Annotated in this window: 1 protein-coding gene; it reads right to left on the bottom strand. The window is 44.4% G+C overall.

Annotation, left to right across the window (positions count from 1 at the left end; genetic code table 11):
* The gene (locus tag DFP75_RS00005) at positions 1–16,005 is read right to left on the bottom strand and encodes an endonuclease toxin domain-containing protein (protein WP_220032601.1); all 16,005 of its coding nucleotides are present in this window, start codon (positions 16,003–16,005) and stop codon (positions 1–3) included.
* Positions 16,006–16,182: the final 177 nt, after the last annotated feature.

Here is a 16,182-nt window from a genome sequence, read left to right as displayed (position 1 = left end):
TTATTTCACCTTAGTTACAATGATATTTATAGGGGTTGGCAACTTAGCTGCATAGTCGATAGACTTCTGAATAGCAGTCATTTGCTCTGCACTGGTTTCGGAGGGGATACCCAACTGCATTGTTTTAGATTTTATCTCGGAATTTACTAAATTAAACCCGTTCTTTGCCCCTTCCTCTGTAAAATTTGCCATCTCCTTTACATAATTATTTAAAGTGTAAGTAATCTTAGATGGGTTCTGGTACGTTTTACTTCCTATGGTATCCAATGTTTTAGTGCTGTACGCTGCGCCATCAATGGGATTAAAATGGTCAAAGGTTTTAAAGTTGTTTTTAACTGTATTTAAATCTATTGTCCCCTTAGGCAAATTCTTCTGAACATAACCTTCAAAAGGTTTACCTTGATTCTGAATACCTTTCCCCCATCTCATGCCTATTTCAGTTGTGTCAGTAACACCACCAAGCCCTTTAACAACCTTGTCCGAACTTCCAAAAAAACCTTTCAAAAACGCTGGTGCGGCTTTAGTCGCTGCCGCGATTTCGCCTATTCCAGATACCAGAAGTATTGTATCACCAACTTCTGCATTACTTTCATTGACGGCATTTACACGTAGTATACCGACGGCTTTTTGATAGGTTTGCTCATTTTCTCCTTTGTCTCTAAAACCTGTCAAATAATCCAACACGCTTGGGTTATTTGCGTCCCTAATTTTATCCGCAGCCGCCGTTTTTGTCGCCGAATCTAATGCATAAGGGAAATTATAAGCTAGAGCACTGTCCGATACGGTAGGGCTGTCTGAAAAGAGGTTTTGCGTTAACTTTTCAGCAATCTCTACGCCATATTCAGTCACTAGTTCGTTGTAATAGTCATTGAGGTATTGACCAAGCTTTTCTTTCTCTGATTTAGACAGGCTATCAGGGCTTTCATTGTATTGTTTTAATAGCTGATCACTACGTTGGTTCGCACCATCTAGCTTGACGACTATATTCGCATTCCCTACAGTCAGCTTCTCTCTGGCTTTTTTCAACGCCTCTAAAGATTGGGGACCTAAGAAATTATTCTCCACGGCATTCTGTCCCGCTTGTCCTGCGGCGATGGCGTTGTTGACGTTGCCTGTGGTGGCGCCCACTGTAGTTGATGCGGCGCCCATGATTGAGGTGAGGGTTTGTTTCTCCGCAGCGGTTAGGTCGTCTGAGCTGTCTTTGTCGTACAACCATTTGGCGAGAGCTGGAGCGGCGGCTTCGGAGCCGGCGGCGGCAATGCCTGCGGTGGTGGCGTCATTGCCACCTGCGGAGGCGACGGCGGCGGCCAGTATGCCGTGCGCTAAGACGTGGGCGGTTTCTTGTCCTGCGTTGAGTTGACCGTTTTCATTGTCAGCAGCAAGACCTTTGAAGTATTGGCCAATTTGGTTAGCAACGGCAGGCGAAGCAGCAGCCGCAACTTGCCCTGCGAGGCTGTCGGTGGGGACGCTGAGTCCGGCGCTGATGGTGTTCGCCAATAAGCTATAGTTGTCCAGCTTGTCGTTTTGTTGATCGTACTCGGTTTGACTAATCTTGCCGTCTGCCAATTGCTCGTTGAGTGCGTCTTTTTGTTTGTTGATCGAGTTGGTTATTGCGCCTTTAGCCTCTTGCACCGTTTTACTAAAGGCTTGGGTCACTTCGCGCTGCTGGTTGATCTCTTGTTCAACCTCAGCTTGGTTGAAGGTGTTTTTCAGCACGCCGCTGTTAGCTTCTGCGGTGTCGGTGCTGGTTGTGGTGTGGGCGTCAGCAAGAGTTTGGCTAACACTTTGTCCGGTGAGCTGTTGTTGTTTATCGGCATCCGTGATGGCTAGGTTCGCGGTGTTGATGCCACTTTGGGTGGTGCTTTGTCGGCTGTCGCCAGCCGAGCCCTGACCCATCGAGTTGGAAAAACCCAACCCACTGTTGCCTTTACTATCCGTATTGGAGCTAATGCCCACGTCAACGCCCATGCTAGAACCACTGTATACGGCATGATTCGCTAGGTCTGTTTGGGTCAAGGTGCCAGTGCTAAAGGCGTTGTTGCCGGAGGCTTCCGCCTTGTCTGTAGAGGTGATCAAGCCGCCAACAAGGTTGGTATTGCCTGCCACATTGATCTGATAGCCTTTATCGCCCGCAGTAATGCTGCTTTGTTGGGTAACGCTGGCGTAGTCGGAGTCCGTTTGTGATTGGATATAGCTCACAGACACAGAGTCGCTATTTGAGCTTCCTCCTAAGTTAATGCCTTTACCTTGGCTTTCACTGTGGCTGGTTGAGGTAGCTTGCTGACTAATCACGTCCAAGTTATTGGTGTTGATGACCACTTCATTACCAGACAAGTTACCGCCTTTGATGCTGAGGTTGTCACTGTTGCTCGCTAAGGTGCCGGCACTTAGGCTGCTGTTGCTGTATTGAGTACTTTGACTGTTACTGTTGCTTTCACTGGCATTGACGCCGACGGACCCTGAAACACCAACACCGAGGCTAGCGGTCACACTGGCGCTCGCACCTTTTGTTTGGCTACTTGTGGTTTCTGCATAGGTATTTTTGCCCGCTAAGATGTCAATGTTCTTCGCATTGGCTTCCAGTGTGCCTTGTGACGAAATGGCGGAACCTTCAACAGTGAGGTTGTTTTGACCATTCAGCGACGCATTATTGCCCACCTTGATCGTTGAACCGCTCCAGTTACTTTGCGTGGCGGTCGTCGTGTTGCTCGTTACCTGTGTACTCGTGCCTGCGGTTGCCGTGAAGCCTGCGGTTGCAGAACTCAGTGTGGCTGTAACACCAGCATTGACCACGGCTAAGCTCGCCAGCTTTTCGCTCTTCTTGGCGGAGTCCAGTTTCTGTTGATAAAGATCCAAGTCTTCTTTGGGTATCTTGCCGTCGGCGACTTTTTGCTTGGCGTCGTTGTAGTTACGCTCTGCTTCTTTGACTGAATCTTTGGCGTCTTTTAGTCCCTCTGTGGCAAGGGCGACGTCCACATAGGAGTTACGTATGCCAATATCTAGGGTTTTGGTTTTAGTGATGCTGTCGTGGGTGGTGTCTGTGGTGGCGTCACGGCCACCGACGAGGATGTTTTCGCCTTTGATATTCGCGTTGCTGTCAACGTTGATATCACTGGCGAGGATGGCGAGGTTGTTATTGGCGCTAAGGTTTAAGCTACCCGCGCTGATGTTGCTACCTTGCCAGGTGTTGGCAGTGGTCGTGGTGCGTTCGGTTTGGTCGGTCTCGGTGATACTCGCGAGGCTGATTTGATCTTTTTGTAAGGTCGCGCCTTTGCCCGACACAGTTTCGTCTGTGTGGGAAGTGGTGACGACGGTTTGTTCATGGGCCGCATCGATGGTGATGTCGTTGGCGCTCAGGCTCGCAGTATCCGCAACCGACACCTTCGCACCGATTAATGCGAGGTTGTTTTGTGCCTCAATAGCGAGATTATTCGCAGCAAGCGTTGAGGTTTGTTGTGTCAGTTTATCGGTACGAGTCGCATCCGCTTCCCCTACCTTGATGTCACCATGCACTAAGCCGCCTGTGCCCACTGCTGCAACCACAGCTAAGCCTTTGGCAAGATCTTTAAATATGCCGCGGAAGCCAGAAGACGATTTGCTCCACTCACTGCTTTGCAGGGCTTGCGTACCGACAGTGACGTTACCGACTTGTTCGCCCTTGTCGTTAATATAGTTACCATCAGTATCTTTTGTGACAGCTTGTAGTGTGCCTGTGGCCGCGCCCATGGACAAAGTGTTGTTCGCTGAGAGAGTTGCGCCTTGTAATGCGATGCTGCTGCCAGAGGTTAGGCTGATGTTAGCGCCTGCAAGCTCACTGGTCACGGCGGTTTGTTTGATCGAGCCTTGATCTTTGGCTTTGACTTTAAAAGAACCTTTTTTCTGCTCTTGGTATTGAGAGGACGTTTGATCCACCGCCGACAAGAGCTGGATACCACCCACGGCTTGCAGACCAATGTTGCCTGCAGCAGAGGCTTTAGTGCCTGACAAGAGAATGTCTGATCCCGATACCATTTGGATATCACCACCAGAGGTTAAGCTGGTACCTAGGTTGGTAAGGCTTTCAGAGGTGGTTGTTTTGGTGGATCGTTTCGAACCAAACATGCCTGATTTTTTCTTCTTCACTTCTTTGAAGCTGGAGTTATAAGCCTCGGCGGCCGCTAACGTTATATCGCCGCCAGCGGCCAAAGTCATACCTTCACCACTACTCAGAGCAGAGCCTTGTGAAAAAATGTCTTGCTGACTAACAAGAGTAAGACTACCACCGGCACTGAGTGTGGAGCCAGTGAGGCTTTCGTTATGGCTGCGTTTTTTAGTAGAGTTACCGCCACCACCGACAAAACTGTATTGATCCTTGCTGTCGGTCACTGCGAATAAATTAATATTGCTCGCCGATAGACCCAAATCCCCAGAGGCATTAATTTGTGCCCCTTGGCTGGTTAAAGTATTACCAGCGCTAAGCTGGATGTTGTTGCCAGAAAGGCTAGTGACTTGGTTCGTCGTGCTGGATTGATTGTAATGAGCACCATCTTTCGTGCTGTTGGTAACAGCCAAACTTGCTAAGGTAAAATCCTTCCCTGCATTAGCAAAAACCTTGTCACTAGCGCTAACCTCACTGCCTATCAGGGTAATATCATTGCCTGCAGTTAAGCTGATATTTGCACCTTGCAAGGTAGCCGTATCGCCCACTAGGGTTTGTGTCGCGCTGTAGCTTCCACGGTTGTATGTCAAAACATTGGTTGACGTTTCGCTGGTGATATTGCCGCCAGCCACTAAGCCCAATGTGCCGCCAGCCTGCATGGTGCCGCTGTTGGTAATGTCGGTCGTGGCGGTTAAGCCTGCATTACCACCGGCTTTGATCGTGCCAGCGTTGTCGATTGAATTTCCTTTTAACGACAAGTCGACCTTGGCAAGCATAGTACCTGAGTTGTTAATGCCCTCTTGCGCGTCAATATTTATGTTAGTCGCGGCGATTAAAGCACCATCGGGTCTTAACGTCATATCAGAGGTATTGGAGAAATACACTTTGGGAACCAGAGCTTGTTGTGGGCCTGAGGCTGTTTGCACGGTTTCAGTGACCATCCAGACAATCGGTTTTTTCAGCTGAGCTATTTGTTCATCACTAAGCTCAATACCTGTACTTAAGCCAAGGTCTTGATATTCTTCTACAGCATTGTTCATCAAGGTGGCGTAGGTCGCTTCTATGTCCACATCATTTGGCAAGGTTTGAAAACCGGTATAGGACAGGATCTGATCTCTTACCAGTTTTTGTTCTAAATAACCATCACCTAAACGCGAGGTCGTTTTACCAGTACGACCAGACTCGTCGCCAATCATTTTGTTCAACATGTAGTCAGAAGAAATAAAGCTTTTGTAGTTGGTAAGTAAGGGGTTGGTTTCAATTAGGTAGTTTTGTTCTGGAGAATCAGACTCTTTAAACAAGGCACTGGAAACCAGATCGTTCGCTAGGTTATCACCAAAAATTTCATCACGGCGTGCAGCAACCACGGCTAGATCAATGACATTGGCACCTGGTGCTGAGGCATCGTTTTTTACGGTCGGCGACGTACTAGAACCTGCTCTTATTGTTGTTCCACTTCCGACAACAGTCGTCGCGCTGCCTTTTTCGGCTACTTGTACGCCATCAACACCAGAGGCTTTTACGTTTGTTTTGCCAGTGGCCGTATTTGCAACTGTTTGACCGGATACGCTGGTATTGGCTGAGGTTTCTTTTACACCCACTTGGATACCGTCAGTGGCTTTTACGTTTGTCGTGCCAGTGGCGATATTCGCAACCGCTTGACCGGATACGCTGCTATTGGCGGAAGTTTCTTTTACCGCCACTTGAATACCGTCAGTGGCTTTTACATTTGTCGTGCCAGTGGCCGTATTCACAAACACTTGATCGGATACACTGGTATTGGCGGAAGTTTCTTTTACACCCACTTGAATACCGTCAGTGGCTTTTACATTTGCCGTGCCAGTGGCCGTATTCACAACTGTTTGACCGGATACGCTGGTATCGGCGGAAGTTTCGGTTACCGCTACTTGTATAGCGTCAGTGGCTTTTACATTTGCCGTGCCAGTGGCCGTATTCACAACCGTTTGACCGGATACTCTGGTATTGGCGGAAGTTTCTTTTACACCGACTTGGATACCATCAGTGGTTTTTACATTTGTCGTGCCAGTGGCTTTGTTAACAAATGTTTGACCCGATACGCTGGTATTGCCGGAAGTTTCTGTTATCGCTACTTGGATACCATCAGTGGCTTTTACATTTGTCGTGCCAGTGGCTTTGTTAACAAATGTTTGACCCGATACGCTGGTGTTGGCAGTGGTTTCGGTTACCGCTACTTGCACTCCATCGGAATCATTCGTCGCTATAGTATCTATAGATGCTTTTACACCAATATTATCAGTTATTTTCACTACTGGGGCAGGAATCAAATTAAAATAATAAGCATCACTTGCAGAAGTGTTTAACTCTATTTCATTAGCACCCTCCCATTTATCTATAAACCCATCAGCTTCCCCCAATGAATTATAATCAATTTCGTACAAGCTAGCTCTATCAACTTTAGAACTTTCATTAAAATTATTGAGTCGACCTCCTTTACCGGTAATATCCCCACTACTATTTATAACTGAAGACATCAAGATAATAGAACTTGAGTTTTCATTATAGAAAGGTCTAGTGCTTTCTCTTCTCCTCTCTTGCCTAAAGTTGCTTTTTCCACTTTTACTTTCAAACCTAAAAGCATGTTCAATCCTTATTGTTCGTTCAACGCCATTGAATAAAGTCTTTTCTTTTTCTATTAATGATTCATTATTAATCCCATCGTTATAAGCCAATCCTCCTCCAGAGCTAATAAGGGAGTATATATTATTAACATACCCTTTAAATTCAAGAAAACCTCCTGTTATTATTCTGCCTTCTGAGCTATTTTTTAATACATAAGGGGTGGATACTGTTTTAGTTATAGTCTTTATTTTTTGACTTGTTATCAATGGTCTACGTTCATTCTGACCTTTGTCTATTATCTTAACCTCACCTTCTTCTACATATTTCTCAGTGACAGAGCTAAATCCAACTTCAACAGATGACCTCTTGTTAACTATTGACCTAGCATCAATAATAAGATCACCACCTCTAGCTTCAATTTCAGCTGAACTATTGGTGATAGTATTATTCACCTGAAGATATCCACTCCCTAAGCTTAATAATACCCCACCATCAAAGTTATCAATGTCAGTTGTAGATCGTATGTCAAAATGCTCATTAGCAATTATTAACCCGTTATCACCAATATTAGAAACACCATCAGTATTGAGTTCAACACGATTTGCACCAATGTTACCTTGATTTATTAAACTACCTAATGTCAAACCAAAAGTACCGTTTTGGGCTGTAATAAGTCCTAAACTGGTATTTTTTAAATTACCGTTTTTTTGTGATGTAGTAATGTCTTTTTTTGCTTCAAACTTAGAATCATAATTTACAAAATCTCCGTTCCAATTTGTAATAATATTATCATTGGATCGTATTAAAGCATTACCTGAGTTAGTCAAATTATGGCTTAATAAATTAATAGCATTCATAGATTCAATACTAGATCCAGTATTAATAATATCGGCATCGGCATTGAGTGTAAGAGTTCCATTTGCACGTATGTTCGCGCCATTAATGTTGTTGATATTGCCTCGGGTTGCTTTGAGGATAAGATCACCTGTGGCGAAAATGTTACTGGTGCTTTCTATGTTATTAACAACTGCCGCAGTTGCATTAATATTTTCACCTATTAAAGTACCATCATTATCCAAAGTATCTGTATTAATAGTTAAAGTGCCATTTTGTGCCAATAGAGTACTGTTAACAAAATTACTCAAGTTGCGGCTGGTAAAAGTTGCATTAGTCGCAGACTCTAAGGTGGCGTTGCTGTTAATCAAATCACCCATAGCATTTAGAACAAGATCATTACCAGCATGGATAAGTGCGCCACTATTATTCGTGATCGCACCTTCCGTGGTCTTTAAATTTACATTATTGTTAGCATAAATTTGACTAGTGTTGCCTCTGTTATTTAATAATAGAGCTTCTATGTCGATATTCCGCCCACCTAAAAGCCCTTGGTTATCAAGCTGTTGAGCTCGAATGGTGAGGGTGTCATCTTGGGCTAAAATAGTGCCACTGTTAGTAAGGTTTTGGCTATTAAGAGTGGCATTAGTGGCCGATTCTATCGTGGCATTGGTATTAACTAAATTTCCACGAGTGCTGGTGATACTAACCGTTTTATCCCCATGAATTAGAGCATTGTCTTTATTCGTTACTGTACCATCGACGACAAGGTCTAGGGCATTGGTCGAATAAACCTTGCCTTGGGCTGTGCTATTGTCAACTATATCTGCGGAAATACTTAGGCCATTACCCTGAATCGTACCTTGGTTATCTAGATAAGTAGTATCAAGCGTTAATCCTGATTCTTGTGTAAACAGCTTCCCTTTATTAATAATGTTATTGGTCTTGATATCTGCCGAGGCTATAGCTTCAATAATTCCGCTGTTGGTCAGGTCTTCCTTAACGTCCAGATTCACGTCTGTGCCAGCGTGAACCAAGGCACCATCGGTATTATTGATGTCACCGTCGATGGTTAAATCAACCTTATCAGAAGAGAAGATTTTCGCGCTGGCAGTGCTGTTAGATAATTCATTGGCATTGATGGTAATGCCGTTACCAGCAAGAGCGCCTTGGTTGTCAACCTTGTTTGTTTCAATGGTTAGTGCGCTATTTTGCGCTAAGACAGTACCAGAGTTAGTGAGGTCTAGGCTTTTAACCGTGGCAGATTCAACGGCTTCAATCGTGCCGCTGTTGGTTACATTGTCTTTAGCATCCAACGTTACGTCCGTTGCTGCATGAACCAAGGCACCATCCGTGTTGGTAATATTTCCTTCAACAGTTAAATCAACGTTATCTGAGGAGAAGATTTTTGCGCTGTCAGTACTGTTAGATAATTCATTGGCATTGATGGTGATGCCGTTACCAGCCAACACGCCTTGGTTATCAACTTTGTTTGTGTCGATAGATAAAGCACTGTTTTGGGCTAATAGCGTTCCAGTATTAAATAGGTTTTTAACTTTAGCCCATACCGAAGTAACTGCTTCGATGGTTCCACTGTTGGTTACATCGCCTTTAGCGTCCAAGTTCACATCCGTTCCAGCGTGAACCAAGGCACCGTCTGTATTGGTAATATCTCCTTCAACGGTTAAATCTACTTTATCGGACGAGAAAATTTTCGCCGTGTTTGTGTCGTTATCTAGTGACGCGGCATTGATGGTGATGCCATTACCAGCAAGCACACCTTGGTTATCAAGCTGATTAGTATCAACTTTTAAGGTACTATTTTGCGCTAAGACTGTCCCAGAGTTAGTGAAGTTTTCACTTTTAACCGTGGCAGACTCAACGGCTTCGATGCTTCCACTGTTGGTTACGCTGCCTTTAGCATCCAGAATGACATCTGTACCAGCGTTAACCAAAGCGCCATCCGTGTTAGTGATATTTCCTTCAACGGTTAAATCAACGTTATCTGAGGAGAAGATTTTCGCGCTGGCAGTACTGTTAGATAATCCATTGGCATTGATGGTGATGCCGTTACCAACCAATACGCCTTGGTTATCAACCTTGTTCGTATCAATAGTAAGTTCACTATTTTGCGCTAAAACTGTCCCAGAGTTAGTGAAGTTTTCACTTTTAACCGTGGCTGATTCAACAGCTTCAATTGTGCCGCTGTTGATTACATTGCCTTCAGCGTCTAAGTTCACGTCGGTGCCAGCGTGAACCAAGGCCCCATCGGTATTAGTCATATTCCCTTGGATGGTTAAATCAACATTATCTGAGGAGAAGATTTTGGCGTTGGCTGTACTGCTAGATAACTCATTAGTATTAATGGTGATGCCGTTACCCGCAAGAACACCTTGGTTTTCAACTTTGTTTGTATCAATAGTCAGTTCACTATTTTGCGCCATAACGGTGCTTGTGTTAGTGAGGTTTTGACCTTTAATCGTAGCCGACTCAACCGCCTCAATGGTTCCGCTATTGGTTAAGTTACCTTTAACATCCAACTTCACATCGGTGCCAGCGTGAACCAAGGCACCATCGGTATTATTGATGTCACCATCGATGGTTAAATCCACTTTATCAGACGAGAAGATTTTCGCGTTGTTCGATTCGTTCGTCAGTTCGCTGGCTGTAATGTCGATGCCATTACCAGCCAGTACGCCTTGGTTATCAACCTGAATTGTGTTGATAGATAACGCGTTATTTTGTGCTAAAACAGTACCTGAGTTCGTGAGGTTTTGGCTTTTGACTGTGGCAATTTCAACGGCTTCGATTGTGCCCGAGTTGATCAGGTCAGCGGCGGCGGTGATGGTGGCATCAGTACCCGCATGGATCAAGGCACTGTCTGTGTTACTCACATCCCCCGTTGTGTTTAGGGTCACGGCATCCAATGAGAAGATTTTCCCGCTGTCTGTGCTATTGGATAGTTCGTTGGCATTGATGGTGATGCCGTTACCCGCAAGAGCACCTTGGTTATCGATGGCCTCAGCTTCGATAGATAGACCATCATCTTGAGCTAATAGCGTTCCAGTATTAAATAGGTTTTTAACTTTAGCCAGTACTGAAGTAACTGCTTCAATCGTGCCGCTGTTGGTTAGGTTTCCTTTCGCAACCAAGTTCACGTCGGTGCCAGCGTAAACCAAGGCACCATCGGTATTATTAAGGTCACCGCCGATAGTGAGATCTACTTTGCTGGACGAGAAGATTTTAGCAGTATCACTGCTATTGGATAATGCATTGGTATTGATGGTGATGCCGTTACCCGCAAGAGCACCTTGGTTATCGATGGCCTCAGCTTCGATAGATAGACCATCATCTTGAGCTAATAGCGTTCCAGTATTAAATAGGTTTTTAACTTTAGCCAGTACTGAAGTAACTGCTTCAATCGTGCCGCTGTTGGTTAGGTTTCCTTTCGCAACCAAGTTCACGTCGGTGCCAGCGTGAACCAAGGCACCATCGGTATTATTGATGTCACCGTCGATGATTAAATCGACCTTGTCAGAAGAAAAGATTTTTGCGTTATCAGTTCTATTAAATAATCCATTGGCATTAATGGTAATACCATTACCAGCGAGCACACCTTGATTATCAAGCTGATTAGTATCAACTTTTAAGGTGCTATTTTGCCCTAAGACAGTACCTGAGTTAGTGAAGTTTTCACTTTTAACCGTGGCAGACTCAACCGCTTCGATGGTTCCACTGTTGGTTACATCGCCTTTGGTATCAAGAATCAAATCAGTATCAGCGTGAAGCAAAGCGCCGTCGGTGTTACTAATATCTCCTTCAACATTTAAATCGACCTTGTCAGAGGAAAAAATTTGCGCCGTGTTTGATGTATTATCAAGTTTCGCCGCATTAATCGTAATGCCGTTACCAGCAAGCATGCCTTGGTTTTCAACTTTTTTTGTGTCGATAGATAAAGCACTGTTTTGAGCTAACACTGTCCCAGTATTAAATAGATTTTTAACGTTAGCCCATACTGAAGTGACGGCTTCGATGGTTCCGCTGTTGGTTACATCGCCTTTGGCGTCCAAGTTCACGTCGGTGCCAGCGTGAACCAAGGCTCCATCGGTATTATTGATGTCACCGTCGATGATTAAATCGACCTTGTCAGAAGAAAAGATTTTTGCGTTATCAGTTCTATTAAATAATCCATTGGCATTAATGGTAATACCATTACCAGCGAGCACACCTTGATTATCAAGCTGACTAGTATCAACTTTTAAGGTGCTATTTTGCCCTAAGACAGTACCTGAGTTAGTGAAGTTTTCACTTTTAACCGTGGCAGACTCAACCGCTTCGATGGTTCCACTGTTGGTTACATCGCCTTTGGTATCAAGAATCAAATCAGTATCAGCGTGAAGCAAAGCGCCATCCGTGTTAGTGATATTTCCTTGAACGGTTAAATTTACTTTATCAGACGAGAAGATTTTAGCAGTATCAGCGCTATTGGATAATGCATTGGTATTGATGGTGATGCCGTTACCCGCAAGAGCACCTTGGTTATCGATGGTCTCAGCTTCAATAGATAGACCATCATCTTGAGCTAATAGCGTTCCAGTATTAAATAGGTTTTTAACTTTAGCCAGTACTGAAGTAACTGCTTCAATCGTGCCGCTGTTGGTTAGGTTTCCTTTCGCAACCAAGTTCACGTCGGTGCCAGCGTGAACCAAGGCACTATCGGTATTATTGATGTCACCATCGATGGTTAAATCAACCTTATCAGAAGAGAAGATTTTAGCATTGGCTGTTTTGTTATCTAGTGAAGCAGCATTTATGTTGATGCCATTGCCAGCTAATACACCTTGGTTTTCAACCTTATTCGTATCAATAGTCAGGCCGCTATTTTGCGCTAATACCGTTCCCGTATTAAATAGATTTTTAACTTTAGCCCATGTCGAAGTAACCGCTTCAACCGAGCCGCTGTTGGTTAGATTGCCTTTAACATCCAAGTTCACGTCGGAGCCAGCGTGAACCAAGGCGCCATCAGTATTATTGACGTCACCATCGATGGTTAAATCAACCTTGTCAGAAGAGAAAATTTGCGCCGTGTTTGTGTCGTTATCCAGTGAAGCAGCGTTTATGGTGATACCATTGCCTGCTAATACGCCTTGGTTTTCAACCTTATTTGTGTCGATAGATAAAGCACTGTTTTGAGCTAACACTGTCCCAGTATTTAATAAATTTTTAACGTTAGCCCATACTGAAGTGACGGCTTCAATCGTGCCGCTGTTAGTTAGATTTCCTTTGGCGTCCAAGTTTACATCAGTGCCCGCATGAACCAGCGCGCCATCTATATTATTGACGTCACCATCGATGGTTAAATCAACCTTGTCAGAAGAGAAAATTTTGGCATTGGTTGTTTTATTATCTAGTGAAGCTGCATTTATAGTGATGCCGTTACCGGCCAACACACCTTGGTTATGGACTTTGTTTGTGTCGATAGATAAAGCACTGTTTTGAGCTAACACTGTCCCAGTATTAAATAGATTTTTAACTTTAGCCCATACCGAAGTAACTGCTTCAATCGTGCCGCTGTTGGTTAAGTTACCTTTAGCATCCAACCTCACATCGGTGCCAGCGTGAACCAAGGCACCATCGGTATTATTGATGTCACCGTCGATGATTAAATCGACCTTGTCAGAAGAAAAGATTTTTGCGTTATCAGTTCTATTAAATAATCCATTGGCATTAATGGTAATACCATTGCCAGCCAATACACCTTGGTTATCAACCTTGTTAGTGCCAATCGACAAAACATTATTTTGCGCTAAGACAGTGCCAGAGTTAGTAAGATTTTGACTTTTAACCGTGGCAGATTCAACGGCTTCGATGGTTCCACTGTTGGTTAGATTACCTTTAGCATCCAAATTCACATCAGTACCAGCATGAACCAAGGCACTATCGGCATTATTAAAATCACCGTCGATGGTTAATTCAACCTTGTCAGACGAGAAGATTTTGGCGTTGGCGGTGCTGTTGGATAATCCATTGGCATTGATGGTGATGCCTTTACCCGCAAGTACGCCTTGGTTATCAACTTTGTTTGTGTCGATAGATAAAGCACTGTTTTGGGCTAATAGCGTTCCCGTATTGAATAGGTTTTTAACGTTAGCCCATACCGAAGTAACTGCTTCAATCGATCCGCTGTTGGTTAGATTGCCTTTAGTATCCAACCTCACATCGGTTCCAGCATGAACCAGTGCACTATCGGCATTATTAAAATCACCGTCGATGATTAAATCAAGCTTATCGGATGAGAAGATTTGCGCAGTGCTTGTTGTGTTATCCAGTTCGGCGGCATTGATGGTGATGCCGTTACCAGCAAGAACACCTTGGTTATCAACTTTGTTTGTGTCGATAGATAAAGCACTGTTTTGGGTCAATACGGTACCTGAGTTAATGAGGTCTAGGCTTTTAACCGTAGCAGATTCAACCGCTTCGATGGTTCCACTGTTGGTTAAATTACCTTTAGCATCCAAGTTCACGTCTGTGCCAGCGTGAACCAAGGCACTATCGGTATTATTAAAATCACCGTCGATGATTAAATCAAGCTTATCGGATGAGAAGATTTGCGCAGTGCTTGTTGTGTTATCCAGTTCGGCGGCATTGATGGTGATGCCGTTACCCGCAAGTACGCCTTGGTTATCTACGACGGCAGTATCAATGGTCAGTTCACCGTCTTGAGACAAAACGGTGCCCGTATTAAAGACGTTCTTCGCTTTAGTCCGCAGTGAGGTGATGGCTTCTAATGTACCACTGTTGGTCACGTTGCCTTGCGCATCCAGTGTAATGCCTTTTTCAGCGTGTACCAAGGCACCGTCGGTGTTACTGATATCCTCTTCAACATTTAAATCGACCTTGTCAGAGGAAAAAATTTGCGCCGTGGTTGTGTCGTTATCCAGTGACGCGGCATTAATCATAATGCCGTTAGCCGCCAATACACCTTGGTTATCAACTTTATTTGTATCGATAGATAAAGCACTGTTTTGCGCTAAGACGGTACCGGAGTTAGTGAGGTTTGCGCTTTTAGCCTTGGCAGATTCAACCGCTTCGATGGTTCCGCTGTTGGTTAGGTCGTCTTTGGCATCGAGAGTTAAGTCTTTATCAGCGTGAACCAAAGCGCCGTCGGCATTACTGATGTCGCCTTCAACGTTTAAATCCACATTATCAGAAGAAAAGATTTGCGCTGTGCTTGATGTGTTGTTCAGTGACGCTGCATTGATGGTGATGCCATTACCAGCAAGAGTGCCTTGGTTGTCAACTTGATTAGTCTCAATGGCAAACGCGCCATTTTGCGCTAAGACGGTATCAGAGTTAGTAAGGTTTAGGCTTTTAACCGTGGCAGACTCAACGGCCTCAATCGTACCGCTGTTGATTAGGTTGCCTTTCGCGTCCAATTTCACGTCGCTTCCAGCGTGAACCAAGGCGCTATCGGTATTATTGAAATCACCGTCAATAGTTAAATCAACTTTGTCAGACGAAACAATTTTTGCTGTGCTGGTTGTGTTATCAAGCTCGCCAGCTTTAATAACAAGGCCATTACCCGATAGTGTGCCTTGGTTTTCAACCGTAACAGCCTCAATAGTCAGATCTTCGTCTTGGGCCAACACCGTTCCAGTATTAAAGAGATTCTGAACTTTCACCCAAGCTGTGGTTAAGGTCTCGATAATCGAGTTTGAGTTATTAAGATCACCTTTAGCATTTATTGTCAGCGCTTTATCGGCATGGATTAATGCACCATCGGTGTTGGTGATGTCCCCTTCCATGGTTAAGTCTAATGTATCGGATGAAAGTATTTTTCCGTTTTCAGTACGGTTGTCGAGGGCTGCAGCATTAACAACAAGGCCATTACCCGATAATGTGCCTTGGTTCTCAATTTTATTTGTCTCAATTAATAAACTGCTGTCTTGGGCTAGGATAGTGCCTGAGTTGCTTAGGTTCTGACTTTTGACTGTTGTCGATTCAACGGCTTCGATAGTAGCACTGTTGGTTACATTGCCTTTAGCATCGATAGTCAAATCAGTATCGGCGTGAACTAGCGCTCCATCAGTGTTAGTAACATCACCGTCGATGATTAAATCAAGCTTATCGGATGAAAAGATTTGTGCAGTGCTGGTTGTGTTATCCAGTTCGGCCGCCTTAATAGCAACACCATTACCAGACAACGTGCCTTGATTATCAACCGTTACAGCCTCAACAGACAAACTCTCGTCTTGGGCCAACACCGTTCCAGTATTAAAGAGATTCTGAACGTTTACCCAAGCGCTAGTTAAGGTCTCGATAATCGAGTTTGAGTTACTAAGATCGCCTTTTGCATCTATTACCAGTGCTTTATCGGCATGGATTAGTGCACCATCGGAATTGCTGATATCACCTTCAATGGTTAAGCCCAAGGCTCCGGATGAGAGTATCTTGCCATTTTCAGTACGGTTATCGAGAGCTGTTGCGTTAATGACAACACCCTTACCAGAAAGCGTGCCTTGGTTCTCAATTTTATTTGTCTCAATTAATAAACTGCTGTCTTGGGCTAGGATAGTGCCTGAGTTGCTTAGGTTCTGACTTTTGACTGT

The sequence above is a fragment of the Marinomonas alcarazii genome, assembly GCF_003208215.1.
Classification (GTDB): Bacteria; Pseudomonadota; Gammaproteobacteria; order Pseudomonadales; family Marinomonadaceae; genus Marinomonas; species Marinomonas alcarazii.
The sequence above is the reverse complement of the archived record's forward strand: the minus strand, read 5'-3'. Positions and strand labels throughout refer to the sequence as shown.